Below are 26,276 nucleotides of genomic sequence, written 5' to 3'. Positions count from 1 at the left end.
TCGCAGCCCTGGGCATGAACTACTACGATATGGGCCGTCAGACCGGCAAGATTGTGGTTCGCATCCTGAAGGGTGAAAAGCCGGGTGCCATCGCTCCGGAAGTTGGCAGCAAGCTGAGCCTGACCGTAAACCCTTCTGCCGCCATGAAGCAAGGTGCGCCGCTGTCCGCAGCCCTGCTGAAAGAAGCGCAGAACACCGTCAAGTAAGCGCTTAGCAGCCTGACTGCCCGGATGGTTTCACCGCCATCCGGGCTTTTTCCGTCTCAACAGCCCGGCCTCACCCAGGCCAGGCTTGCCGGCTACTCCCCTGACAAGCCGGCATGTCGCAGAGGTGTTCATGTCCCTGATTTCACTGATGGGCGCGCTGGAAATCGGCCTTATCTTTGCCCTCGTCGCACTGGGCGTGCTGATTTCCTTCCGCCTGCTCAACTTTCCCGACCTTACCGCCGACGGCAGTTTCCCGCTGGGCGGTGCCGTCGCTGCCGTGCTGATTGCCGGTGGCCACGACCCGTGGCTGGCTTGCGGCCTCGCGGCCATTGCCGGTGCTGCTGCCGGCTGGCTGACCGCCTGGCTCAATGTGCGTCTGGGCATCCTGCAATTGCTGGCCAGCATTCTGGTGATGATTGCACTGTATTCCATCAACCTGCGCATCATGGGCGCACCCAATATCGCGCTGATCGGCCTGCCCACCGTATTCACCCCCTTCATCAGCACGGTCAATGACAACGCCTGGCTGATTCAGCCTGCTGTGCTGGCGGTCATTGTGGTAATCGCCAAGCTGTTGCTGGACGCCTTCTTCGCCTCCGAAACCGGCCTCGCGCTGCGCGCCACCGGTGCCAACCCGCGCATGGCACGGGCACAGGGGATTTCCACCGACCGCATGACCCTGGCCGGCATGGCCCTGTCCAATGCGCTGATTGCACTGGCAGGTGCGCTATACGTGCAAACCCAGGGTGGTGCCGACATCTCCATGGGCATCGGCACCATCGTGGTGGGCCTCGCCGCCGTCATCATCGGTGAAACCCTGCTGCCGCCACGCACACTATGGCTGGTGACACTAGCCACCGTGCTGGGCGCACTGCTCTACCGCCTGCTGATCGCCCTGGCGCTGAATGCCGATTTCATCGGCCTGCAAGCGCAAGACCTGAACCTGATTACCGCCGTGCTGGTGGGCCTGGCGCTGGTACTGCCCAAAATCAAGGGCAAGCTGCGCAACAAGCAAGGAGGGAAATCCGCATGATGCGCGCCGACAATCTGTTCAAGACATTCAACCCCGGCACTCCGCTGGAAAACCCGGTGCTGCGCGGCCTGTCGCTCACGATCGAGTCCGGTCAGTTCGTCACCGTGATCGGTAGCAATGGTGCTGGCAAATCCACCTTCCTGAATGCAATCAGCGGTGACATCAGCCCGGACACCGGCAGCCTGTTCATCGACGGGCAGGATGTAACCCGCCAGTCCGCCTGGCAGCGCGCGGCACTGGTGGCCCGCGTGTTCCAGGACCCGCTGGCCGGTACCTGTGAAGGGCTCACCATCGAAGAAAACCTGGCGCTGGCCATGCAGCGTGGCCATGGACGCGGACTGTCACGCGCCGTCAAGACCAGTTATCGCGAAGCCTTCCGCGACAAGCTGTCCACGCTCAAGCTGGGTCTGGAAAACCGCCTGGGAGACCGCATGGGGCTGCTATCCGGTGGTCAGCGCCAGGCCGTCAGCCTGCTGATGGCATCCTTGCAGCCTTCCCGCCTGCTGCTGCTGGATGAACACACCGCCGCGCTCGACCCCAAAACGGCTGCCTTCGTGCTGGAGCTGACTGACCGCATCGTGACCGAGAACAAGCTGACCGCCCTGATGGTGACCCACTCCATGCGTCAGGCACTGGACCATGGCCATCGCACCGTCATGCTGCACCAAGGCCGCGTGGTACTGGATGTCAGCGGCGATAGCCGCAGCCGCATGGATGTGCCCGATCTGTTGGCCATGTTCGAGCAGACGCGCGGCGAAAAGCTGGACGACGACGCGCTGTTGCTGGGCTGAGTTCTGCCCCCTCGTGCCGGTTGCTGCACCGCAGCCGGCACGAGCCTGCCACGCTCAGTGGCCAATTGCTGGCCAGATATGCGAACCTTCTGCATCAACCCGGCTCAAACGCCTGTTCGCCAATTTTTGCAGGAGTCCGCATGAAATCCACGCTTATTCCCTCCCTGATGGCAGCCAGCCTGCTCATCACGCCGGCCCTGGCCAAGGCAGCTGATGGCATCGAACTGCGTCTGTCAGGCTCTGCCCAGCAAGAAGTCGCCAACGACCAGCTGCAAGCCACGCTCTACCTGCAGGAAAAAAGCGATCAGCCCGCCACGCTGGCCAACCGCCTGAACAAGGGCATTGCCCAGGGCATGGCACTTGGCAAGAAATATCCTCAAGTGGACGTCAGCAGTGGCAGCTATAACAGCTGGCCCAGCTATGACAAGAATGGCAAGATTCAAGGCTGGCAAGGCCGCGCGGAAATCCGCCTGAAAAGCCGGGACATGACCCAGGCAGCAGAACTGGTAGCACAGCTACAAAAAACCATGCTGCTGGAAGGCGTGCAGTTCACCGTATCCGATGCTGCCCGCCGCGCTGCAGAAAAAGCCATGATTCCAGCTGCGTTGGCCGAAATGCAGGCACAAGCCAATATCACGGCGCAAACCCTCGGCAAAAGCCGTATCACCATCAAGGAGCTGGAGTTTGGCAATGCAGCCCCGGCCTTCCGCCCCCCCATGCTGATGCGCGCTGCCGCAGCGCCCATGGTCAAGGAAGCCGATGTGGCACAGCCAGACTGGCAACCAGGCCAAAGCCAGTTGCAGCTCACCATCAATGGCAAGATTGAGCTCAACTAGCCCTTTATGCCACCGCAACCTTGCGCTACAGTAAGCAACACAACGGGCTGAATACATCAGCCCGCTTTTACGACCCGCCGAGCACTCTACCACCATGAAACTGATTGCCTCCTACACCAGTCCGTATGCCCGCAAGGTACGCATTGTACTGGCCGACAAGAAGATTGATTGCCCGCTGGAAGAGGACATGCCGTGGAATCCGGATAGTCAGGTCCCGCATTACAACCCGCTGGGCAAAGTCCCGGTGCTGGAGCTGGATGACGGCAGCACCCTGTTCGATTCGCGGGTCATCGTGGAATATCTGGACAATATCTCGCCAGTTGCACGCCTGCTGCCACAGGAAAACCGCCGCCTGATCAATACCCGTCGCTGGGAAGCACTGGCCGATGGCATTACCGATGCCGCCGTCGCCATTGTGCTGGAACAGCGCAGGCCAGCAGACAAGCAGATGCCGGAATGGATCGCACGGCAACAGGACAAGATAGATCGTGGACTGGCCGTCATGGCCGCCGATCTGGCTGAACGGCAATGGTGTAATGGCGAAAGTTATAGCCTGGCAGACATTGCCGTCGGCTGCTGCCTGGGCTACCTGGATTTCCGTTTCCCGGCCATAGCCTGGCGCGAACGCCACCCCAATCTGGCAAGCCTGCTGGAACGGTTGTCCACTCGCCAATCATTCATCGATACCCGGCCACCGGCAGCGTAAACAAGACATACAAAAACCGGGGCAATCCCGGTTTTTTCATTTTGCACACCAACGCGCTCATGCCGACCGTGGTGCCAGCATGATGATGGCCATTCCGGCCAAGGCCAGCGTAGCACCCAGCACATCCCACAAGCCTGGCCGCACGCCATCAACCAACCACAGCCATAACAAGGCCACCACCACATAGACACCGCCGTAAGCGGCATAGACACGCCCGGCCGCCGCCGGATGCAAGGTCAGCAACCAGACAAAGAGCAGCAGTGCAAATGCTGCCGGCACTAACAAATAGACAGAACCCTGCTGTTTCAGCCACAGCCAGGGCAGATAGCAGCCGGTAATTTCAGCCAATGCCGTCAGGGCAAACAAGAGCAATAATTTCAATAATTCCACTACTATTCCTTCACTGCATTTCGCCGCCGTGAATGCCAATATCAACGGGTAGCCTGCGCCAGTTCCTGCTGATACACAGCCACCTCCTCGGCCATCCAGTTGGCAAATTCACGCTGCTTGAGCAAGGAGCTTTCGCGCTGTGGCCATACCAGCCAGTGCGGATAGGGATAAGGCACCACGATATCACTCAGTTGCACCAGCATGCCGGACTTAAGACCAGCATTCACCAGGCTGCGCCGCTCCAGCGCTACTCCCATTCCCTGCTGCACGGCCTGCAATACCAGATTGGAATCATTAATCCACAGCCCAGCTTGTGACGGTTCTTCCACTCCGGCTGCCTGACACCAGCCCATCCAGCTTTCCACGGTGCGAACCACCGGCCCGGCAACAATCTCGGCTGGAGTCCGTGGCAGTTTGCCCTGCCGGAAACCAGGTGAGGCCACTACCACTAACTCATCATCAAACAAATGTTGCTGCTGCAAGCCCTCCCAGCCGCCCTGCCCCATGCGCACACCGATATCCACCAGCCCCTGGCGCAAATCCTGAATATCCAGACTGGCACGCAAACTGATGCGGTATTGCGGGAAACGCGCCTGAAAACGCGGTAAGCGTGGCAACAGCCAGTGCGCGCCAAAGGACGGCAGCACGGCGACCACCAGTTCGCCATCCCGCGGGCGAGCCTGAATCAACCGTGTAGCTTCGGTTAACTCGGTCAGCCCGATACGCACTTGCAGTGCATACAGCCGCCCATCCTCGGTCAGGCGCAGTCCCCGGCCTTCCCGGACAAACAACACGACACCCAGCATCTCCTCAAGCTGGCGTATTTTCTGGCTGATGGCTGAATGCGTCACATGCAGCTCGCTGGCTGCCTGCGTAACACTACCCAGTCGGGCGAGTGCTTCGAAACTGCGTAGTGCAGATAGGGGTGGTAAATGTCTCATGTAAGAAAAACTAACATGAATTCCAAATAAATATCAATTTTCACCAGTCGTCTCACAACTTATAGTGAACTCACCCCCACGAAAGGAAATGACCATGTCCCACTCATTAAGGCTGGAACTGGCAAAAGGTGAACTGCTGGTAGTACAACTATCCCGACCCTGCCTGATCGTTGCCGGTAGCGGTGCACACTGGCTGACAATTGACGGCCAGGACATCTGCCTGCAAGGTGGAGACTCGGTACAGCTCCCTGCCGGCAAGCTGCTGCTGGAAGGACATGGCCAGCTGGAAATGCGCCCCGCCACCAATACCCCTCAATGCAGCTGGCTAAGCATTGCCAGCCATTTTCAAACCGCTTGAACAGGAAGGCAGATCATGCAACTGATTGGCATGCTGGACTCCCCTTATGTACGCCGTGTTGCCATCAGCATGCGCTTGATGGGGATTCCGTTTACTCATCGCGCCGTATCGGTATTTCGCCATCAGGCTGAATTCCAATCCATCAATCCGGTGGTGAAGGCTCCGACCCTGATGCTGGATGATGGCAATACGCTGATGGACTCCACCCTGATTCTGGATTATCTGGACACCCTGTATCCAGAGCGCAGCCTGATGCCCAAGACCCTGCCACAACGTCAGCACTGCCTGTACCTGCTGGGGCTGGCGCTAGCCGCCATGGAAAAAAGTGTGCAACTGGTTTACGAGCAACAGCTACGCCCCGAGGACAAACGGCATTTGCCCTGGCAGGAACGTGTCGCAAACCAATTGACTGCGGCATACAGCGCACTGGAACAGGCGATGGCAAAACTACCGCCAGATATTAACAACATGGATCAGGCCGGTATCAGCATTGCCGTCGCCTGGCGCTTCAGTCGAGAGCTACTGCCACAGCAACTGGACTGGATGGACTTCCCGCTGCTGCAGCAATGGAGCACACAAGCCGAAGCCCTGCCAGCCTTTGTAGCCACACCGTTTGAGTAAGCACCGGAGCGAACGCTGACTGCTAGCGTCCATAAGACAAAACCGCCCCGAAGGGCGGCTTTGTCTTGTACTGCGGTCAACGAAGCGAACTCAGACCGACAACTCCAGCAAAAGCTTGTTGATACGCTTGACGAAGGTGGCTGGATCCTCAAGCTTGCCACCCTCGGCCAACAAGGCCTGGTCGTACAGCACCTGAGCCAGATCGGCAGCACGTCCGGCGTCCGACTCTTCAGCCAGACGTTTCACCAGCACGTGTTCCGGATTGATTTCCAAGGTAGGCTTGCTCGCTTCCACTTTCTGGCCGGCCGCCTTCAGCATACGTTCCAGGTGGGCACTCATATCGTGTTCACCCGCAACCAGGCAGGCCGGGCTGTCGGTCAGACGCACGGTAGCACGTACTTCCTTCACCTTGTCGCCCAGTGCATTTTGCACTTTTTCCACCAGCGGTTTGGCTGCTTCTTCAGCCTGCTTCTGTGCTTCCTTGTCGGCTTCGTCTTCCAGCCCGCCCAGGTCCAGTTCGCCCTTGGCTACCGACTGCAGCGACTTGCCATCGAACTCGAACAGCGAACCGACCACCCACTCATCCACACGGTCGGTCAGCAACAGCACCTCCACGCCCTTCTTCTTGAACACTTCCAGATGTGGGCTGTTACGCGCCGCGGCCAGCGTATCTGCGGTGATGTAATAGATCTTGTCCTGACCTTCTTTCATACGGCCGATGTAGTCACTCAGGCTGACAGTCGGTTCATCGCTTTCAACAGTGCTGGAAGCAAAACGCAACAGCTTGGCGATACGCTCCTTGTTGGCATGGTCTTCGCCCACGCCCTCTTTCAGCACCTGGCCGAACTCTTTCCAGAATGCGGCGTATTTTTCCGGCTGATTGCTGGCCAGATCTTCCAGCAAGCCCAGCACCTTCTTGACGCAACCGGCGCGAATGGCGTCGATATCCTTGCTTTCCTGCAGGATCTCACGCGAAACATTCAACGGCAGATCATTGCTGTCGATTACGCCACGCACAAAGCGCAGGTATTGCGGCATCAGCTTCTCGCTGTCTTCCATGATGAACACGCGACGCACATACAGCTTGATGCCCTGCTTGCGCTCGCGGTCCCACATGTCGAACGGTGCGCGAGACGGGATATATAGCAGTTCGGTGTATTCCTGGCGCCCCTCGACACGCGCATGGCTCCAGGCCAACGGGTCGGTGAAATCATGCGCCACATGTTTGTAAAACTCGATGTACTGCTCGTCGCTGATTTCGCTCTTGCTACGGGTCCACAAGGCCGAAGCAGCATTGACGGCTTCAAGCTCGTCGCTTTCAATTACTTCGCCATTTTCGCCGTAGCTATTGCCCTTCTTCATCAGAATCGGGATGGAAATATGGTCGGAATAGGTACGTACAATGCGCTTGAGTGCCCAGTCGGCCAACAACTCGTCTTCACCTTCCTTCAGGTGCAGGACGATGTCAGTACCACGACCAGCCTTTTCCACCTGTTCCAGCGTGTACTCCCCTTCGCCCTGGGATTCCCAGCGAACACCTTCGCTGGCGGCAGCACCGGCGCGGCGGGTAGTCAGGCTCACTTTGTCGGCCACAATGAAGGCCGAGTAGAAACCAACACCAAACTGGCCAATCAGATTGGCATCCTTCTTGGAGTCACCGGACAGTTGTTCGAAGAATGCTTTGGTGCCGGACTTGGCGATGGTACCGATATTGGCAATCACCTCGTCGCGACTCATGCCGATACCATTGTCAGAAATGGTGATGGTGCGGGCTTCCTTGTCGAAGCCAACCGTGATCTTCAGCTCGGCATCATTCTCAAACAACTCGGGCTTGGCCAGACCTTCAAAACGCAATTTGTCGGCAGCATCCGATGCATTGGAGATCAGCTCTCGCAGGAAGATTTCCTTGTTGGAATACAAGGAGTGGATCATCAGGTGAAGCAGTTGCTTGACTTCGGTCTGAAAGCCCAGGGTTTCTTTCTGTGCGCTCATGGTCTCTATTCATCAGTAGTTGGGTAACAGTGAGCAGACAGATAGGGACAAGCCAGCCGATTTCAATACCCTCAACAAAGCAATGGTCAGGATTGTCCGCGTGAATATGCAACGCTCGTGGAGAAAGAGAGCGAATCAGTCAATCTTCAACTGCTGCAGGAGCTGCGCCACGATGGAAATTGCCATTATCGCTGGTTGTCGACTGTTGATCCCCTCTATTCCCAAAGGGCAGTGAACACTGGCAATACACCCAAGGGGTACTCGATTGATCAGGCGCAAATTGAAACTGGCCAGTTTGCCACGACATCCCAGCAAGCCAATAAAGCGTGCATCACCGCGCAGCAAAATCTGCTCGATCCAGTCGAAATCAAGCAAATCGTCATCAGTCATCACCAGCCAGCAAGCATTGGCGGGCAAATTGCACATCTGCTCGACGCCGCCTGCCACAGGGTGAATATTGCCAGCCAACTCATCGGGAAAAATTGACGGGCGGCGATCCAGCCAATATACGGTGCAAGGTAGCTCACACAGCAAACGAATCACTGCCCGACCGACACGGCCTGCTCCGCACAACACCACCTGCATCGTGCCGGCAGCCATATCAAGCACTTAGTGTCCAGGTACAGACATGACCTCCGTCGAGCTGGCTTCCGTCAGATCGCTACTCCCAAGTCCATTGAAAAAGGCATTCAAGATTACCGCAGTCAAGCTTGCCAACAAGATACCGCTATGTAATAGCGGTGCCATACCTGCAGGCATCTGCCCAAAAAAATCCTTGGCAACTGTCGGAATCATACCCATGCCCAGACTGATGGCAACGATGTAGAGGTTGTAACGATTCTGGAAGTCCACACGTGATAACACCTTGATGCCAGTAGCCAGCACCATGCCAAACATCACGATGCCAGCACCACCCAGTACGAAGGGAGGAATGGAGGCCACAACAATGGACATTTTAGGTACCAGCCCGAAAGCAATCAGGATAAAACCCGACATCACGCACACCCAGCGGCTACTCACACCGGTAATGCTGACCAGGCCGATATTCTGCGAAAACGAAGTATGCGGGAACGTATTGAACATGCCACCAAACAGGGTTCCCACAGCATCGACACGCAAACCACGCACCAGATCCTGACGCTTGACAGGGCGATTTACAATTTCACCCAGTGCCAGAAACATGCCCATGGATTCGATGAAGACAATCAGCATCACTACGGTCAATGTGACGATGGACCATAGTTCAAATCTTGGTGCACCAAACTTGAAAGGCAGAATCATGGCAAACCAATTGGCATCCTGCAGTCCATTAAAGTCAACTTTCCCCAGTAACAAAGCAATGACAAAGCCAAGTACCAGGCCAAGCAGAATGGAAATATTGGCAAGAAAGCCCGAAGCAAACCGGATGATCAACAGGATGAAGACGAGGACGGTCAACGAAATTCCCAGATATAAGGGACTACCGTAATCAGGAGAACCGAGCCCACCTGCCGACCAATTGATACCGACGCCAATAATAGAAAGACCAATTGAAGTAATTACTACCCCGGTGACCAATGGTGGAAAGAAACGAATCAGACGGCCGATCAGTGGAACCAGCAACAGCGATATCAAACCTGCGGCCATGGTTGCCCCGAAAATTCCGGGAAGACCTAACTCAGGGTTCTGTCCAATCGCAATCATTGGCCCAACCGTGGCAAATGTAACTGCCATAATGACAGGCATGCGTATACCGAAACCCTTGATACCCAGACATTGCAACAAGGTAACCAAGCCACAACAGAACAAATCGGCACTCACCAAGAATGCGACTTGCTCCTTGGGTAGACCGACAGCACCTCCAACAATCAGCGGGACAGCCACTGCTCCAGCATACATCACCAAAACATGTTGTAGTCCAAGAGTAAATAACTGTAGAAATGGCAGCTTTTCATCCACCGGATGAATGGGTTTTATTACGCTCATCAGATCTCTCCTGTGCATCGCTCATGCCGTATGACTTGTGTAGTCCACCGATGAAACCAGCAAAATACAAGCATGACCGGGCTACCCAGTTGCTTCGGCAACAAGGAAAATAGCAAAATCAGGCAAATAAACTAGAGGGAAGCTTCGATTCGGTATTGTTGTGAGAGCATCACTTCATCACAGTTGTGACCACTGCCTACACGGTCAACCACAATGAAATCGCCTTCCTGCTGCAAGCTGATCAATGGGTGGTGCCAACAATTCCGAAAATAGTTAACACCCTGATCGGATTTGGCATGAAAGGCACGCAAACCACGTTCGTCTGGCATTCCATCAGGCAAGCTGGGAGCAACTACCACGACAAATGAAATACCATTACAAGGAATGAATGACTGGCTACCTAAAGGATGCCGCTCCAGCATACTTATACTAAGCGGAAAATCAAATCCGACACCTCGTGCCATACTGATGGCAGGCAAACCGTCATCCCCGCAAATATCAACCAGACCAAGCTTGTGATAACGACGCGTACTACCATTATTGATGGGAAACCAATCACTACCCGTTATTTCAATTACATTCCCGAAGGGAGAAAATGCATCCTTGGTCAGCACTTCCAGATTTAGCAAAGCCATAATAGTTCTCCACATTTACATTTTATTGACTTTACTCACTTATCAAACGACCCCAAATACGTAAACGACTGACTCCTCCATCGGGGAAAATATTTAACCGCACATGATTGACTGGACCTAAAGGACGAATATATTCACGATCGAAAAAGTGCTGGGCATCCATTTTTGTTTTTTGTTCTGGCAACAAAGTTCCCCAGAACATTGCCTGGGTCACAATAGACTGATCTGCCCCCTGATTAACCAATGCAGCCTGAATGGAAACACTATCTGGATAGTTACCCTTGAAATGAGCGGTATCAACTTCAATACGTTCGATCACTGCCGCATGACCAAGCTTTACAATACACCAGTCATTTCCGGGTTCTCGCCGACGCCGGGTTTCCCACCCATCCCCCATATTGATACCTCTACCCGGCATAATCAATCTAAATGGCACACCAAAATGAGCATCGTTATATGCAAGGACACGCCCACCCTGTTGTAGAGCAGATACTTCGTATAAAGCACTTTTATCCTTGTTGTTCCAGTCTATATGGACTTCTCCATATACACGTAATCGTGCCACACCACCATCAGGATAAATATTCAATCGAATATGGGTCCAGACACGAACATCATCAATGGCAAAAAAATGGTGTGCATTACCGCTTATAGATACTGCAGGAATAAGCGTTGTCCATTGCGTATCTTCATCCGGTATTCCATCGGAATAGCAGGCTTCCAGCACTGCTGCAGGTGGGAAATTACCAGTAAAATGACTGGTATCAATATCAATCCCTTTGATGACTCCTGGCAAACCCAATTGAATGACAGCATAGTCATGGCCTCCATTACGACGACGCTGCGTTTCCCAGCCATCCATCCATTTTCCATGATCGTCAAACTTTCCTACCAAAAACACAGGTGATGCTGACTGCAACATACGCTCAGCAGGGGCAAACCATTCATCAGAACAGTGTACAATCTTGGCACCAAAATCAGTATCTGCCAGGTTCACATAGCGCCGGGCATAATCTGGCAACTCTACGGTAGCGGCATGTACCACAGTGAATTCATGCTGTGAATGAATGCTCATGATGTCTCTCCTTTATTATAAATATTCAAAAACTATTTTAATGAACAGTATGTGCTACGGTTTGCACTAGCAGGACTACACCAATAGAGAAAAAACATAAAGCTGAAATAGCGAGAAAGAACTTACGAAGACCAGCCATCTTGGACAGCAAGTAGTTAGCCAACAGTCCATAGCCAAACTTGCAAAAAAAATCCACAACCATCCACCCAAAAACCATCCATACAAGTTGAGGAAACAGTGGCTGCGTTGATACCAAAAACTGTGGCAAAAGTGCCAAAAAAAACACAATATCTTTTGGATTACTAATACCAAGCAGAAAGGCTTTGGAAAAGAGATCAGTGCCAATCGGTAGGTTTCTCATTTCCACTTGAATAGATTGCGATCTTCCTTGCCATGTTCGGAACCCCAGATATAACAAATAGCAAGCTCCAAACAGCTGCAATAACAAAAAAATAGAAGGAGATGCCAATAACAGGGAGCCAATGCCTAGTGCAGATAACAGTAACAAACTGACCGAGGCCAGAACTCCGCCAACAAATCCTGGCCAGCTCCGCCATACACCGTATTGCACTGCATTGCCGACCATGAAAAGAGACAAGGGACCCGGCACAGCAATCACTACCGTAATGGCCAACAGGTACAAGACCAACATCTCAGCAGTCATCTAGCAATATCCTCAGGAAACATAGCCTCCAAGCGTAAACGTGCGATACGGTATATTTGCTTCAAGCACTCACGACGTTCTTCTTCAACTTCAGATCCCAAACGTCGTTCAAACTCACGGAGAATTCCCATTCGGTCATATCCACGAACGGCAAGAATGAAAGGAAACCCGAATTTAGCCTGGTAAGCCTGATTAAGATGGTTCAGCCGGGCGAACTCTTCGGGTGAACATTGATCGAGCCCGGCTCCCACCTGCTCTTTCGAGGACTCTTGGGTCAATTCACCACGAACTGCGGCTTTGCCTGCCAACTCCGGGTGTGCTCTGATCAACGCGATCTGCGGGCCGTAGCCTGCCTTTTCCACTTCGGCACTCATTACTGCAGCCAGCTCCATCACCGAATGAAATGGACGCAAAGCAGCAGTACGTTCGGCCACCCAAGGAGAGTGTTCGAATACCCCACTAAGTGCATCAACAAAATCATCAAAAGGCAGTTGGTTCAATAACTCTAGCGTCATGCAAGGTTTCATGGGCATACCTCCTGTGCTGAATAAGGATGATGGCGTACCCAGTGACGGGCAATATCAACGCGGCGGCATATCCATACCCATTGATGCTGTTGAACGTAATCAAGAAATTTTTGCAGCGCAGCAAATCGGCCAGGCCGCCCGATCAAGCGGCAGTGCAAACCAATGGACAGCATTGCAGGGGATGATTCACCCTCGGCATACAGCACATCAAAACTGTCTTTGAGGTACTGATAAAAGTGCTTTCCTGTATTGAACCCTTGCGGGGAGGCAAAGCGCATATCGTTAACATCCAGCGTATATGGCAACACCAGATGAGGTTTGCATTCACCATTATGCAAACGCACTTCGGCCCAAAAGGGTAATTCGTCTCCATAATTATCCGCGTCGTACAGAAATCCTCCCTCTTCAACCACTAAGCGTCGCGTATTGGGGCTATCTCTTCCCGTATACCAGCCTGCAGGATGCTCACCGGTATATTGCTGCACGATTTCAACACAACGTTGCATATGCTCTCGCTCCAGCCCTACATCTATATCTTGGTAATGTAACCAGCGATAACCATGACATGCCAGTTCATGACCTTGCTCCACAAATGCAGCAGCGGCTTCCGGATTACGCTCTAGCGCCATACCAACAGCAAAAACTGTCAATGGCAATTCACGCCGCTCGAATTCACGCAAAATACGCCATACTCCAACGCGCGATCCATATTCGTATAAACTTTCCATCGACATATGACGAGCCGTATATGCAGCAGCTCCTACAATTTCTGATAAAAACTGCTCTGAAACGGTATCACCATGAAGAACGTTACTTTCTCCACCTTCCTCATAATTGAGAACAAATTGAACTGCCACTCTGGCCTGGCCTGGCCAGCACACCTGTGGGCGCTGTTTCCCATAGCCGACCATATCGCGTGGATAATCTCTCTTCATGCTATGAACTCCTTCGCCTTGGCATAAACTGACACCCTCAACAAAACAAAAAGGATGGATTCACTTAAACGCGATACTAACATTTATATCCAATCATCCCGATTCTGAATACATTAATTCATACCAGCTGCCATAACTACCCAAAAGTATTGATACGCTGACGTACTTCGCATTTATCAACACCACTGTCAACACATCCACGGCTTCAAATACCCTCCACCATTCTCCGCATAGATTTCGTACCGAAAGTAGAAAATAGATCATCTACGCGGTTTCGATTCATCGGCACCAAGCGTACCGTAGCTCCCAACGGGATAAACATGTCTGAAAGTACAGCTTCAGACCAACTCACAGAATAAAATTACACCATCAAAAGCCTTCAAGGATAAGCACGATGCTCACAGCCCATCGGCATTTGCGCTTAACCGGATGAGTGATAGTGACATTGAGGGGAAGAATCTACTTACTCATCAAAAAGGATGGTGTTTCACTTTTCTAATTGCCACAACATGGCATGCACCTTCATTCAAATATTGACAATTACCTCAAAAACAAAACAATATCGCCAAAATCATGCTTTACAACAATCCTAAAAAACGAATTCAAGCTGAACTAAAAGACAGGGCTTTCTTACCAAGGAGACAATAATGGGACATATTTCCACACATGTTTTGGACACCATGCATGGTCGGGCCGCAAAGGGGATGTACTTCGAGCTATACCGTGTAACAGAAGAAAAACGGAGCCTGCTGTGTCAGCAGCATACCGATGCGGATGGTCGGAGCAGCAAGGCTTTATTGAACGGTGACGAGATGAAAGCCGGCATCTACGAACTGATCTTCTATGCAGGAGATTACTTTATTACGCAAGGTGTAAAACTGGCTCAGCCCAGTTTTATAGACCGTGTAATACTGCGCTTTGGTATTGCCGACCCCAGTCAAAATTATCATGTCCCACTAATTGTCACACCATGGACGTACTCAACTTACCGCGGCAGCTGACTACCATTCTTTCTATCAGGAAAAAAACTTATGGAAAGCTATCTCACGGAGTTTGGCAACCTGCTGCTACGCTGGTTGCATGTCATTGCCGCCATTGCCTGGATCGGTGAATCAATTTACTTCGTCATGCTAGACAACAGCCTGACAAAGCCAAATGGAGAAAAGGATTCACGCTATGACTTGATTGGTGAAATGTCATCGGTACACGGTGGTGGCTTCTACCACAATCAGAAATATCTGACCCACCCCCCTTTCCCCTTAGATGAAAAGCTACACTGGTCATTCTGGAAGTCTTACACTACTTGGCTTTCAGGCTTTGCCTTGTTCTGCTTGCTATACCTGAGCAATGCTTCTGTCTATCTGGTTAACCCGGCAAGTCCTTGGGCTTGGGCAGCAGTATTGACCCCAGGAGAAGCCGGTGTCGCTGCACTTGCATTGCTTATTGTTGGATGGCTGCTTTACGACGAGTTATGCCGCCGAATCAGTCCAGAAATGCAAAGAGATGGTCTCTTGAGCGTAGCTGTTGCAATCCTGATGTCAGGAGTCGCGTACTTCAGCAGTCATGTATTTCAAGGGCGGGCAGCATTCCTTTTGACAGGAGCAGTAATGGCAACATGCATGTCTGCAAATGTATTCTTTTGGATTATTCCGGGTCAGCGAAGAATGGTAAAAGCACTTAATTCTGGAGAACCACCCAATCCACTGGATGGTAAGCGGGGAAAACAACGGTCTGTACACAATACCTACTTTACGCTACCTGTAGTTTTTCTGATGATCAGCAACCACTATGCCTTTGCTTATAGTAATGAGGCATCGTGGTTCATCATGACACTGTTCATTCTGGCCGGGGCACTAATCAGACAGTATTTTGTGCTACGCCACCAAGGTCAGAATATGCTGACTTTACCAGCGGCGAGTGGTATTCTCTTATTTGTCATTGGAATGATAGCGGCACCCACTGACATCAAAGCAGTCCCGACAGAAACAAGGATTAGCAATAGCAATAGCAATAGCAATAGCAATAGCAATAGCAATAGCAATAGCAATAGCAATAGCAATAGCAATAGCAATAGCAATGATAATAAATCCTTGCCTGCTAGTAGCAATAATATCCACATGGTCAGTCGCATCCTGCAAGAGCGCTGCGTTTCCTGCCATGCAGCAAGGCCTACACAAGTCGGATTTAGTTCCGCACCGGCAGGCATACTACTTGACAATGATCAGGATATTCAAAGAAACCATATAAAAATAAAACAAGTGGTAGCCAGTAAATATATGCCATTAGCTAATCTAACAAAAATGAGTGACGAGGAGCGACTGCAGATTTCCCAGTGGGCACCCTAAAAAAAGGAACTCCTTTTTCCAGGTGAGACTTTTATCAGTTTCACCTTTTTTATTTTCAACCATTTTTCATCAAAAAGGGTTGCGGTGTATTTTCAATCCATTCAATCTTGCAATATAAAATGGGGTGGATAAATCCACCCCGATCGTAATACACTATCAACAAATCTTTATTTAAAAACTACTGTGCTGAAATAGAATAATCAGATAGCTTTTCCAGCGCACGTACCATCGCACTATGATCCCAAGCCCCACCACCTTGAGCAACACAACTATTAAACAACTGTTGCGCCAGTGCCGTTGCAGGTAAAGCCAATGCCATTTGCTGGGCGCTGCTTAGCGCCAGATTTAGATCTTTTTGATGCAATGCAATTCGGAATCCTGGATCAAATGTCCGCTTTACCATACGTTCACCATGCACTTCTAGTATTTTGGAAGAAGCAAAGCCTCCTAGTAGCGCCTGCCTTACCTTTTCAGGGTTAGCTCCTGCACGCGAAGCAAAAAGTAGTGCCTCCCCCACCGCCTCGATAGTTAATGCAACCACCATTTGATTGGCTACCTTAGCAGTTTGGCCATCTCCATTGCCACCAACCCTGGTTATATTTTTACCCATCAATTGAAATACAGGTAGCATTTGTTCGAAGACAGGCTGTGGCCCGCCTACCATGATAGATAAGCTGGCTGCACGGGCCCCCACCTCCCCACCGGAGACCGGAGCATCCAGATAGTGTCCACCCAATTGCTCTATCCGACTGGCAAATTTCTTGGTTTCAATCGGAGAAATGGATGACATGTCCACTATCACCTTGCCGGAGAGATTCGCTTCGGATACACCATTGCCCCCAAACAATACAGTTTCCACATCTGGTGTATCTGGCAGCATCAGAATAATGATGTTGGCTAGCTCAGCGACCTGTTTCGCACTGTCACAAACAGTAAGCTGATAACTTGCCAAAGACTGAGGTACGCCGCTGCGTGAATTGACGAATAGTGAATGGCCAGCTTCTAGCAAGTGTTTGGCCATAGGAGCACCCATGATGCCCAGTCCGATAAATCCAATTTTTTTCATCTATGTCTCCTCGTTTTAATCAAACTCACTGGAATTGGTTCATCCAGCTCAGGCCAGCGACGGTAGTACTTTTAGGCTTGTATTCGCAGCCAATCCACCCTTGATATCCAATTCGGTCCAAGAAACTGAACAAGAAGGAATAATTTATTTCGCCTGTGCCAGGCTCGTGCCGGCCCGGATTATCTGCCAGCTGGATATGTGCGATATGTGGTAGTTGTAGCTGCAGCGTCTGAGCCAGCTCTCCCTCCATACGTTGCATGTGATAAATGTCGTACTGGACATAAAGATTGTCGCAGCCAAGCTCCCTTATCATGGCGAGTACCTGTCGGGTTCGGGACACCACAAAACCGGGAATATCGAATGTATTGATAGGCTCGACTAATAGTTTGATCCCCTCAGCTTTCAAGGCTTTTGCAGCAAAGCACAGGTTGCTGTGCAGGGTTTCCTGTACGACATCGTGGTCTGCATTTTGGGGGCGTATACCTGCCAGAACGTTTAATTGACGGCATCCAAGCGCTTTTGCATAGCTGATTGCTTCGCCAACGCCATCCTGAAATTCTGCTTTACGGTCAGGCAGACAAGCGATACCACGCTCACCAGCCGCCCAGTTACCTGCCGGAAGGTTGTGTAGTACTTGTTCTAGCTGGTGCTTATCCAATAGCTCAGCCAGCTGCTGTTTGTCATAGCCGTAGGGAAACAGGTACTCAACTCCCCGAAATCCCGCTTTGGCTGCGGCTTGAAAACGTGACAGAAAATCCACTTCGTTAAACAGCATGGTGAGGTTGGCGGCAAATCTTGGCATAGGACTCTCCCATAGGATGTCGGCCGGTCAAGTTTGCCGGCCACATGGTTATTGCCGACTTATACGGTCAAATCGACAATATCTTCAAATTCGTTGATGGCATTGATTTCAGTACCCATGGCAATATTGGTGACCCGTTCAAGGATGACCTCGACCACAACCGGTACAGAAAATGCTTCCATCAAGCGGCGCGCCTCGGCAAAGCCTGTTGCCAGCTGCTCCGGGTCAGTCACTCGTACCGCTTTACAGCCCAACCCTTCCACTACCTTGACGTGATCAACACCATAGCTACCAAGCTCTGGAGCGTTGATGTTCTCGAAACTCAGTTGTACGCAGTAGTCGATATCGAACTGGCGTTGAGCCTGGCGAATAAGCCCCAGATAGCTGTTATTAACCAACACATGAATGTACGGGATGCGGAACTGCGCGCCGACGGCGAGCTCTTCCACCATGAACTGGAAGTCATAATCCCCGGAGATGGCGACCACTTCGCGTGTGGAATCCGCTACTTTGGCACCAAGTGCCGCGGGAATGGTCCAGCCCAGTGGTCCGGCCTGGCCGCAGTTGATCCAGTTGCGAGGCTGATAAACATGCAGGAACTGGGCCGCAGCAATCTGCGACAGCCCGATGGTGCTGACATAGCGGACATCGCGCCCAAAATGGCGATTCATCTCTTCATACACCCGCATCGGTTTGATTGGCGTGTCGGCTTGATCCGAACGTCGCAACATGCTGGCCTTTCTCTGCTGGCACGCGTGCAGCCAGTCATGCCGAATGGTCAAGCGCCCTTGGGAGCGCCATTCACGTGCCACTTCAATCATCAGTTCCAATGCCATGGCAGCATCAGAGGTGATACCAAAATCGGGGGCGAATACCCGTCCGATCTGGGTGGGTTCAATGTCGATGTGAACGAATTTGCGGCCATGTGTATAGACTTCGACCGAGCCGGTATGTCTGTTGGCCCAGCGGTTTCCGATACCAAAGACAAAATCAGCAGCCAGAAGAGTGGCATTGCCATAGCGATGTGAAGTTTGCAATCCCACCATACCGGCCATCAGCGGATGGTCATCAGGGATGCAGCCCCATCCCATCAGGGTAGGAATCACCGGAATCTGAACAATTTCGGCAAACTCGGTCAGCATTGCGGAGGCATTGGCATTGATCACGCCACCACCAGCCACAATTACCGGATGCTCTGCGTCCAGCAACATTGCGAGTGCCTTTTCAACCTGTGCACGCGTGGCACGTGGCTTGAAGGCTGGTATCGGTTGGTAGGTTTCCGGATCGAATTCGATTTCTGTCATTTGCACATCAAAAGGCAGGTCCAGCAATACCGGACCAGGGCGCCCTGAGCGCATCAAATGAAATGCCTGTTGCAAGGCACCTGGCAGTTGCGCAGCTTCCATCACGGTAGTCGCCCATTTGGACACCGGACGCGCAATTTCCTTGATATCCACTGCCTGGAAATCTTCCTTGTGCAAGCGTGAGCGTGGTGCCTGCCCGGTTATGCACAGAATGGGAATGGAGTCCGCTGCTGCCGAGTACAAGCCGGTAATCATGTCGGTCCCTGCCGGACCAGAGGTACCAATGCAGACACCGATATTGCCAGCCCGTGCCCGCGTAAAACCTTCTGCCATGTGCGATGCACCTTCAACATGGCGAGCCAGAAAATGGCGAATGCCACCTATCTTCTTCATGGCGGCATACATGGGATTAATCGCCGCACCGGGTACCCCAAAGGCAGTGGTCACCCCCTCCTTGATCAGCACGTGTACTGCAGCCTCGATTGCTCGCATTTTGGCCATTGGATAGCTCCTAGGTTAAGCAGGCCTCACCACACTGGTTGCAGCCTATTTGTTTGGAGACTATCCTGCGCAACAATTTTCAGTCAATGGCAAATGGAAGTGGTTTCCATTTTTTAAAATTTATCCTTAATATCATTTATTTTCATAAAGTTAGTGCATTTATATTTTTGGAAAAACATACCAAATCATTACTTTTCAAACTTGAAAACCTCCTATCCAGGCAGTTATTACACTCAACTGTACCTAAGGCGTAAAATTGCACAGCCCACAGCGCCCGATCCACAATCAACAACGAGGATTTATGAGCAAAGCCGATACACTTCCCGCCCGTGGCAATCCACGCAAGCGTACCGATGGCCAGCAGGCCAGCACAGGCCAAGTGCAATCGCTAACCCGTGGGCTGGTTTTGCTTGAACGCATTGCAGAAGCACCAGCCGGCATCATGCTGACCGACCTTTCGATGCAGGTTGGGCTGCCAAACTCGACGACACATCGCTTGCTGACCACCATGCAGCAAATGGGTTTTGTTCAACAGACTGGAGACCTGGGGCTGTGGAGCATAGGCGTACGCGCGTTTACCGTCGGGAGTGGCTTTCTGAGTAGCCGCGACTTGTCCACGCTGGCAATGCCGATCTTGCGACAAGTGATGGAGGCGGCGGGTGAAACCAGCAATCTGGTTGTTTTCGACACTGACGCCTGGCAAAGCGTCGTGGTGGGACAAGTGCAATGTCGGGAGCTGATGCGCATGCTTGCACCGATAGGCGGGCGACTTCCCCTGCATGCATCAGGAGCAGGCAAGGCATTTCTCGCAGCGCAGAATGAAGCGCACATCGAGCGTATCCTGCAGAAGACCGGTCTGCCCCTGTTTACCGGGAATACCATCACGACCCCGGCACGACTGAAAGAGGAGATGGCACAAATCGATAAACAGGGATTTGCTGTTGATGACGGTGAACATGCAGTTGGCCTCCGCTGTGTTGCCAGTTGCATTTACGATGAATCAGGCAATGCGTTTGCAGCCATCTCGGTTTCCGGACCTGCATCGCGCATTCCGGATGAGCGCATCACCCACCTGGGCTCTCTGGTGATGCGGGCTGCTGGCGAAATCACCCGTTTGTATGGCGGAAAAGCAAGAAAGCCCAGCTGATTGCCACCGCCAAATAAAAAGGCTCTGCCAACGCAGAGCCTTTTCTTTGACTGGATGAACCAAAACTATTGAGGATCTCGCAAACCCGGTGGCAGGGCAAAAACGGTGGACTCTTCTACACCACTGAGTTCTGACACACTTTCAGCACCATAGCTGCGAATCTGTTCGATAACCGCCTGGACCAGCACTTCCGGAGCACTAGCCCCCGCAGTAACGCCAACCCGCTGCTTGCCGTCAAACCACTCTGGCTTGAGCAAAGAAGCATTGTCCACCATATACGCGTCCACTCCCCGCAACGCGGCAACTTCGCGCAGGCGATTGGAGTTGGAGCTATTGGGCGAGCCAACCACCACGATGATGTCGCACTGGTCGGACAGTACCTTGACCGCATCCTGACGATTCTGCGTGGCATAGCAGATATCGTCCTTTTTGGGGCTAGTGATGGCGGGAAAGCGCTGTTTGAGTGCCTCGATGATCTCCCGGGTTTCATCGACAGAAAGCGTGGTCTGACTGACATAAGACAGCGCCGAAGGATTGCGCACTTCAAGGCGGGCAACATCTTCAACACTTTCCACCAGGTACATGCCGCTATCTACCTGCCCCATGGTTCCTTCGACTTCAGGATGGCCGGCATGACCAATCATGATGATTTCCATCGCGGCCTTGTGCATGCGCTTCACTTCGACATGCACCTTGGTCACTAGCGGACAGGTTGCGTCAAACACTTGCAAGCCGAGCGCCTCGGCTTCGGCACGCACAGCCAGCGGCACACCATGAGCGGAATACACCAGTGTGCTGCCGGCGGGTACGTCTTTCAGCTCTTCGATGAAAATGGCACCTTTGGCACGCAGGTTTTCCACGACAAAGCGGTTGTGTACCACTTCATGCCTGACATAAATGGGGGCACCAAACTTCTCGATGGCACGCTCGACGATGGCGATGGCCCGATCCACCCCGGCACAAAAGCCACGCGGGTTGGCCAGCATAATGGTCTTCGTCATCTGTAGTCCTTGCAAAACGCCACCACACGATGGATGGCAAAAACAGGTTCAATGCGCTCTGGGTTGCTTCAGGCTGTCGAGCACCATCAGTGCGGCACCGACACAAATGAAGGAATCTGCCAGATTAAAAGCAGGGTAATACCAGCTGTGCTGGTAATGCACGAGGATGAAATCGACCACATGACCATAGGCCAGCCGGTCTATCACATTCCCGATGGCACCGCCCATGATGAAGCTGGCAGCAATATTCATCAGATGGCTAAAGCGCCCCCTGATGATGTTCCAGCCCAGATAGGCTGAAACACCAAGCGCCAGCAGGGTGAACAAATACTTCTGCCAGCCACCTGCATCACGCAGGAAACTGAATGCAGCGCCCGGGTTGTAAATCAGGGTGAAGCTGAAATAACCGGGAATGACATCCCGCATTTCACCAAACTGGTACTGCGTATTGAAATAAATCTTGGAGAGCTGGTCCAGAACGATGACCAGCAATGCCAGCCCCATCCATTTGCTCCAGACTCTGGCGTGAGGCACCTGCATGACAGATTCCATTTGATGACTTCCTTACCGGTCTATCCCCCGGAGCCTGTCCGGGGGATGCTCGGGAACAATCAGGCGTGCGCTCTGACTTCACCCTTGCCATCGATATTATCGACGCAACGTCCACATACTGCGCCATGACCGGCATGAGACCCTACATCAGCCCGATAGTGCCAGCAGCGATCACATTTCTGATGTGCAGAAGGTGTCACGGTAATACGGGTCTCCTCGGCCTCACGGACGCGCGCGGCCGATACGATGAGCACAAACTTGAGGTCGTCACCCAGGCTGGCCAGTTGCTGGTACAAATCACCGGCGGCCTCGATATCCAGCTCGGCTTGCAAGGAGGAACCCAGCTGGTCAGCACTGCGCAGCTCTTCAATCTGCTTGTTGACCTGGGCGCGCAGGCTGCGAATGGCTTGCCACTTCTGCTGCAAGGCTTGCTCGCTGGCTGCGGTGAGTGCAGGAAACTCGTGCCAGGTGTGGTACAGGGTTGACTCTTCATCACTCTTGGTGAGGACTTCCCAGGCTTCATCTGCGGTGAAGCACAATACCGGTGCAATCAACAACAGCAAGCTGCGGCTCAGATGATAGAGCGCTGTCTGGGCACTGCGGCGTGCATGACTGTCCGCCTTGGTGGTGTACAGACGATCCTTGATGATATCCAGGTAGAAAGCACCCAGGTCTTCCGAGCAATAATTCACCACTTCCTGCATGGCGTGGTGGAAGGCATAGCGGGTATACAGTTCACCTGCCACTTTTTCCTGAACCTGACGCGCCATCAGCAGGGCGTATTGATCCAGCTCCAGCATTTCACCAAACGGCACGGCATTTTCCAGCGGATCGAAATCCGACAGGTTGGCCAGCAGGAAGCGCAGGGTATTACGCAGGCGGCGGTAGCTTTCGGTTACCCGCTTGAGGATTTCATCAGAAATCGCCAGTTCACCGGAGTAATCGGTAGACGCTACCCACAGACGCAGGATGTCGGCGCCCAGGCTGTCATTCACCTTTTGCGGCGCTACGACATTACCTTTGGACTTGGACATCTTCAGGCCCTTGCCATCCACTACGAAACCATGGGTCAGCAATTGCTTGTACGGTGCGCGACCAATGGTGGCGCAACCTGTCAGCAGGGAGGACTGGAACCAGCCGCGGTGCTGGTCGCTACCCTCCAGATACAAGTCAGCCGGCCAGGCCAGTTCCGGGCGCTGCTTGAGCACGGCAAAATGGGTGGAACCGGAGTCGAACCACACGTCCAGAGTGTCGGACAGTTTGCGATACTCGGCGGCTTCGCTACCCAGCAGCTCCTGAGCATCCAGGCTGAACCAGGCTTCGATACCCTGCTGTTCGATGCGCAGTGCCACTTCTTCCAGCAAGGCCAGTGAACGCGGATGCAGCTCGCCCGTTTCCTTGTGCACGAAGAAGGTCATCGGCACGCCCCAGTTGCGCTGGCGCGATACACACCAGTCCGGACGGTTGCCAATCATGGCTTCCAGGCGCGCACGCCCCCATGCCGGGAAGAATTCGGTTGCATCTACCGCACTCTTGGCACGCTCACGCAGTGCCACACCATCCTTGCCCTGCTTGTCCATGCCGATGAACCACTGGGCCGTGGCACGGAAAATGATGGGGGTCTTGTGACGCCAGCAATGCGGATAGCTATGCAGCAAACGGGCCTGATGAATCAGGGTGCCATGCTGTTCCAGCGTTTCGATGACTTTGGGATTGGCTTCCCATACCGACAGACCGGCAAACAGTTCGGTAGTGGACTTGTAGCGGCCATCATCCGCCACCGGATTGTCAATCGGCAGGCCGTATTGCTGACCAACCTGGAAGTCTTCCAGACCGTGTGCCGGGGCAGTATGCACCAGACCGGTACCGGCATCGGTTGTGACGTGGTCACCACAGATGACGGGCACGCTGCGGTCATAGAACGGATGCTGCAGTTGCAGCATCTCCAGCTTGTCGCCGGTGGTCTCTGCCAGCACCTTGGCATCAGCAAAGCCGTAGCGCTGCAGTGCAGACTCGGCCAGTTCCTTGACCAGAATGAGCTTGCCCTTGGGGGTATCAATCAACTGGTAAGTCAGCGCAGCACTGACTGCCACCGCCTGGTTGGCCGGCAGTGTCCACGGGGTGGTGGTCCAGATAACGGCCATGGCACCGGCCACCTGCTCGGCAGTCAGGCCAAATGCAGCCGCCAGCTTGTCCTGATCCAGCACACGGAAACCAACATCGATTGCCGGGGAGTTCTTGTCTTCGTACTCAACCTCGGCTTCAGCCAGTGCGGAGCCACACTCGATGCACCAGTGCACGGGCTTTTCGCCCTTGAACAAATAACCGTTGCTGTAAATCGTGCCCAAGGTGCGCACGATGTCAGCCTCGGTCTTGAAATCCATGGTCAGGTAGGGATTCTCCCAGTCACCCAGTACGCCCAGGCGAATGAAGTCCTTCTTCTGACGGGCAATCTGCTCCTTGGCATATTCGCGGCACAGCTCGCGAAACTTGGCGGCAGGAATGGATTTGCCATGCAGCTTCTCCACCATCAGCTCGATCGGCAGACCATGGCAGTCCCAGCCCGGCACATAGGGGGCATCAAAACCTGCCAGCGTCTTGGAGCGGACAATGATGTCTTTCAATACCTTATTGACCGCATGACCAATATGGATGTCGCCGTTGGCATACGGCGGGCCATCATGCAGGATGAATTTCGGGCGACCGGCAGACAATTTGCGCACTTTTTCATAGCGCTTCTGTTCCTGCCAACGCTTGACCCAGGCAGGTTCGCGTTTGGCCAGATCCCCTCGCATGGCGAACGGGGTATCCAGCAGGTTGACGGTTTTACGGTAATCGATGCTCATGCCTGCTCTCGCTGCAAACTGGTCAAATAAGTATGGGCACTGGCAGCGTCTCGTTCTATCTGCGCTACCAATGCCGGTAAATTGTCGTAGCGCTCTTCATCGCGCAACTTCTTCAGGAAATGCACCGTGACACGCTGGCCATAGAGATCGCCGGCAAAATCAAACAGGTGCGCTTCCAGTTTGTAATCACTGCTATTGCTGACCGTAGGGTTGAGCCCCAGACTGGCCACCCCGCCCTTGCGTCCGAACGGGGTATCTACTTCTACCACAAACACACCTTGCAAAGCGGGTTTCAGGTGTGGCAAATGCACATTGACCGTGGGGAAACCAATGGTGCGCCCCAGCTTCTGCCCATGCATGACCTTGCCGGAGATCTGGTAGCGCCGTCCCAGCAATGCATTGGCTGCATCCAGGTCTCCCAAGGCTAGTCGTTCGCGCACCAGCGTGCTGGACGCGCGCTCTCCCTGTACCAGAACCGATGGCATGGCTTCAGTCACAAAATGCGGACAGGCGGACAACAGTTGAAAATTGCCCTGGCGCGCAGCACCAAACTGAAAGTCATCGCCGATCAGCAGATAGCGTGTTTTCAGGTCTCTGACCAGTACATGCTGGATGAAATCCTGCGCATTCATGCTCGCAAAACGCTGATTGAAGCGAAAGACAAATACGTAATCCAGCAAACCGGAGGCTTGCAAGACATTCAGCTTGTCGCGCAAGGTGGACAAGCGGGCGGGAGGATTACTTCGGGTAAAGAACTCTCGAGGATGCGGCTCGAATGTCAGCAAAGCTGTGGGCAAGGCGCGCACGGTAGCCTCGTCCTTGAGACGCCGCAGCATGTGCTGATGGCCAAGATGCACGCCATCAAAGTTTCCAATGGTCAATGCACAGCCAGCGAGCCCGAAACGTCGTGGATCTCCTAGAAATACCTGCATCTGCCGCCTAGCATCCTGAAAACTTATGATTGTAGCCGCCGGCAAGCGGTAGCGTCCAGCCATGTAATCAGAAGTGACAAAACAAAAAAGCCCCACTTTTGTGGG

At 53.0% G+C, this 26,276-nt stretch carries 27 protein-coding genes; 10 read left to right on the top strand and 17 right to left on the bottom strand.

The window, feature by feature from the left end:
• From JHD62_RS13325 to JHD62_RS13305, 5 genes are all read left to right on the top strand, one after another.
• A partial coding sequence (locus JHD62_RS13325) for an ABC transporter substrate binding protein (RefSeq protein ID WP_304506249.1) occupies window positions 1-206 on the top strand: 206 nt, incomplete at its 5' end.
• A 130-nt stretch (window positions 207-336) separates the two neighbouring features.
• Window positions 337-1,239, top strand: a complete 903-nt coding sequence (locus JHD62_RS13320) for an ABC transporter permease (RefSeq protein WP_045847576.1) — start codon at window positions 337-339, stop codon at window positions 1,237-1,239.
• Window positions 1,236-2,030, top strand: a complete 795-nt coding sequence (locus tag JHD62_RS13315) for an ABC transporter ATP-binding protein (RefSeq protein ID WP_199103302.1) — start codon at window positions 1,236-1,238, stop codon at window positions 2,028-2,030. Before JHD62_RS13320 ends, JHD62_RS13315 begins: the two co-directional genes overlap by 4 nt.
• A 140-nt stretch (window positions 2,031-2,170) precedes the next feature.
• A complete protein-coding gene (locus JHD62_RS13310; RefSeq protein ID WP_199103301.1) occupies window positions 2,171-2,866 on the top strand; it encodes an SIMPL domain-containing protein in 696 nt (231 codons plus the stop codon).
• Window positions 2,867-2,960: 94 nt separating this feature from the next.
• Window positions 2,961-3,572, top strand: coding sequence for a glutathione S-transferase (locus JHD62_RS13305; protein ID WP_199103300.1), 612 nt, complete (start codon window positions 2,961-2,963; stop codon window positions 3,570-3,572).
• 57 nt (window positions 3,573-3,629) lie between these two features.
• Here JHD62_RS13305 and JHD62_RS13300 read toward each other — a convergent pair whose 3' ends face one another.
• Both JHD62_RS13300 and JHD62_RS13295 read right to left on the bottom strand, forming a co-directional pair.
• Window positions 3,630-3,962 (bottom strand): YnfA family protein, encoded by a 333-nt coding sequence (locus JHD62_RS13300; RefSeq protein WP_199103299.1) that lies wholly within the window; start codon window positions 3,960-3,962, stop codon window positions 3,630-3,632.
• A gap of 41 nt (window positions 3,963-4,003) precedes the next feature.
• A complete protein-coding gene (locus JHD62_RS13295; protein WP_199103298.1) occupies window positions 4,004-4,903 on the bottom strand; it encodes a LysR substrate-binding domain-containing protein in 900 nt (299 codons plus the stop codon).
• A 94-nt stretch (window positions 4,904-4,997) separates the two neighbouring features.
• On the opposite strand from JHD62_RS13295, the gene JHD62_RS13290 reads away from it, so the two are divergent.
• Both JHD62_RS13290 and JHD62_RS13285 read left to right on the top strand, forming a co-directional pair.
• Entirely contained in the window at window positions 4,998-5,261 is a 264-nt protein-coding gene (locus JHD62_RS13290; protein WP_045847631.1) for a DUF2917 domain-containing protein, read from the top strand.
• A gap of 15 nt (window positions 5,262-5,276) precedes the next feature.
• Window positions 5,277-5,882 (top strand): glutathione S-transferase family protein, encoded by a 606-nt coding sequence (locus tag JHD62_RS13285; protein ID WP_199103297.1) that lies wholly within the window; start codon window positions 5,277-5,279, stop codon window positions 5,880-5,882.
• A gap of 90 nt (window positions 5,883-5,972) precedes the next feature.
• Here JHD62_RS13285 and htpG read toward each other — a convergent pair whose 3' ends face one another.
• The 8 genes from htpG to puuE all read right to left on the bottom strand — a co-directional run bounded on the left by htpG (window position 5,973) and on the right by puuE (window position 13,675).
• Window positions 5,973-7,874, bottom strand: coding sequence for a molecular chaperone HtpG (gene htpG, locus JHD62_RS13280; protein ID WP_199103296.1), 1,902 nt, complete (start codon window positions 7,872-7,874; stop codon window positions 5,973-5,975).
• 135 nt (window positions 7,875-8,009) lie between these two features.
• Window positions 8,010-8,474: an XdhC family protein gene (locus JHD62_RS13275; RefSeq protein WP_233160923.1), complete on the bottom strand. Its 465-nt coding sequence runs from the start codon at window positions 8,472-8,474 to the stop codon at window positions 8,010-8,012.
• A 9-nt stretch (window positions 8,475-8,483) separates the two neighbouring features.
• The gene (locus JHD62_RS13270) at window positions 8,484-9,839 is read right to left on the bottom strand and encodes a nucleobase:cation symporter-2 family protein (RefSeq protein WP_255522948.1); all 1,356 of its coding nucleotides are present in this window, start codon (window positions 9,837-9,839) and stop codon (window positions 8,484-8,486) included.
• Window positions 9,840-9,970: 131 nt separating this feature from the next.
• Window positions 9,971-10,474 carry an ureidoglycolate lyase gene (locus tag JHD62_RS13265; RefSeq protein WP_199103293.1) on the bottom strand — a complete coding sequence of 168 codons (504 nt, stop codon included), beginning with the start codon at window positions 10,472-10,474 and terminating at the stop codon, window positions 9,971-9,973.
• A gap of 31 nt (window positions 10,475-10,505) precedes the next feature.
• Entirely contained in the window at window positions 10,506-11,549 is a 1,044-nt protein-coding gene (alc, locus tag JHD62_RS13260; RefSeq protein WP_199103292.1) for an allantoicase, read from the bottom strand.
• 37 nt (window positions 11,550-11,586) lie between these two features.
• On the bottom strand, window positions 11,587-12,213 hold the full coding sequence (locus JHD62_RS13255) for a LysE family translocator (RefSeq protein ID WP_199103291.1): 627 nt from the start codon (window positions 12,211-12,213) through the stop codon (window positions 11,587-11,589).
• Window positions 12,210-12,740: a 2-oxo-4-hydroxy-4-carboxy-5-ureidoimidazoline decarboxylase gene (gene uraD / locus JHD62_RS13250; RefSeq protein ID WP_199103290.1), complete on the bottom strand. Its 531-nt coding sequence runs from the start codon at window positions 12,738-12,740 to the stop codon at window positions 12,210-12,212. Before uraD ends, JHD62_RS13255 begins: the two co-directional genes overlap by 4 nt.
• Window positions 12,737-13,675, bottom strand: coding sequence for an allantoinase PuuE (gene puuE / locus JHD62_RS13245; RefSeq protein WP_199103289.1), 939 nt, complete (start codon window positions 13,673-13,675; stop codon window positions 12,737-12,739). Before puuE ends, uraD begins: the two co-directional genes overlap by 4 nt.
• Before the next feature lie 647 nt (window positions 13,676-14,322).
• On the opposite strand from puuE, the gene uraH reads away from it, so the two are divergent.
• Together uraH and JHD62_RS13235 are read left to right on the top strand one after the other, a co-directional pair.
• Window positions 14,323-14,676 (top strand): hydroxyisourate hydrolase, encoded by a 354-nt coding sequence (gene uraH / locus JHD62_RS13240; RefSeq protein ID WP_199103288.1) that lies wholly within the window; start codon window positions 14,323-14,325, stop codon window positions 14,674-14,676.
• A gap of 30 nt (window positions 14,677-14,706) precedes the next feature.
• Entirely contained in the window at window positions 14,707-16,020 is a 1,314-nt protein-coding gene (locus tag JHD62_RS13235; RefSeq protein ID WP_199103287.1) for a urate hydroxylase PuuD, read from the top strand.
• A gap of 178 nt (window positions 16,021-16,198) precedes the next feature.
• Here the strand turns inward: JHD62_RS13235 and JHD62_RS13230 are convergent, their stop codons facing one another.
• Genes JHD62_RS13230 through gcl form a run of 3 tightly spaced genes read right to left on the bottom strand, consistent with a single transcriptional unit; the run spans window position 16,199 to window position 19,693 of the window.
• Entirely contained in the window at window positions 16,199-17,086 is an 888-nt protein-coding gene (locus tag JHD62_RS13230) for a 2-hydroxy-3-oxopropionate reductase (RefSeq protein ID WP_199103286.1), read from the bottom strand.
• Window positions 17,087-17,111: 25 nt separating this feature from the next.
• Window positions 17,112-17,888, bottom strand: a complete 777-nt coding sequence (gene hyi / locus JHD62_RS13225; protein ID WP_199103285.1) for a hydroxypyruvate isomerase — start codon at window positions 17,886-17,888, stop codon at window positions 17,112-17,114.
• 59 nt (window positions 17,889-17,947) lie between these two features.
• Window positions 17,948-19,693: a glyoxylate carboligase gene (gcl, locus tag JHD62_RS13220; protein WP_199103284.1), complete on the bottom strand. Its 1,746-nt coding sequence runs from the start codon at window positions 19,691-19,693 to the stop codon at window positions 17,948-17,950.
• A gap of 301 nt (window positions 19,694-19,994) precedes the next feature.
• Here gcl and iclR point away from each other — a divergent pair, with 301 nt between their 5' ends.
• Entirely contained in the window at window positions 19,995-20,840 is an 846-nt protein-coding gene (gene iclR / locus JHD62_RS13215) for a glyoxylate bypass operon transcriptional repressor IclR (protein WP_199103283.1), read from the top strand.
• A 65-nt stretch (window positions 20,841-20,905) separates the two neighbouring features.
• Here iclR and ispH read toward each other — a convergent pair whose 3' ends face one another.
• The 4 genes from ispH to JHD62_RS13195 all read right to left on the bottom strand — a co-directional run bounded on the left by ispH (window position 20,906) and on the right by JHD62_RS13195 (window position 26,171).
• A complete protein-coding gene (gene ispH / locus JHD62_RS13210) occupies window positions 20,906-21,841 on the bottom strand; it encodes a 4-hydroxy-3-methylbut-2-enyl diphosphate reductase (protein WP_199103282.1) in 936 nt (311 codons plus the stop codon).
• A 48-nt stretch (window positions 21,842-21,889) separates the two neighbouring features.
• Window positions 21,890-22,381: a signal peptidase II gene (gene lspA, locus JHD62_RS13205; RefSeq protein ID WP_233160921.1), complete on the bottom strand. Its 492-nt coding sequence runs from the start codon at window positions 22,379-22,381 to the stop codon at window positions 21,890-21,892.
• A gap of 71 nt (window positions 22,382-22,452) precedes the next feature.
• Window positions 22,453-25,239, bottom strand: coding sequence for an isoleucine--tRNA ligase (gene ileS, locus JHD62_RS13200; protein ID WP_199103280.1), 2,787 nt, complete (start codon window positions 25,237-25,239; stop codon window positions 22,453-22,455).
• A complete protein-coding gene (locus tag JHD62_RS13195; RefSeq protein ID WP_199103279.1) occupies window positions 25,236-26,171 on the bottom strand; it encodes a bifunctional riboflavin kinase/FAD synthetase in 936 nt (311 codons plus the stop codon). The genes ileS and JHD62_RS13195 overlap by 4 nt, the downstream gene beginning before the upstream one ends.
• Between the last annotated feature and the right edge of the window lie 105 nt (window positions 26,172-26,276).

It is taken from the genome of Aquitalea sp. ASV11 (assembly GCF_016429185.1).
GTDB classification, from domain to species: Bacteria; Pseudomonadota; Gammaproteobacteria; order Burkholderiales; family Chromobacteriaceae; genus Aquitalea; species Aquitalea pelogenes.
This window is presented reverse-complemented; position numbering and strand designations above follow the sequence as displayed.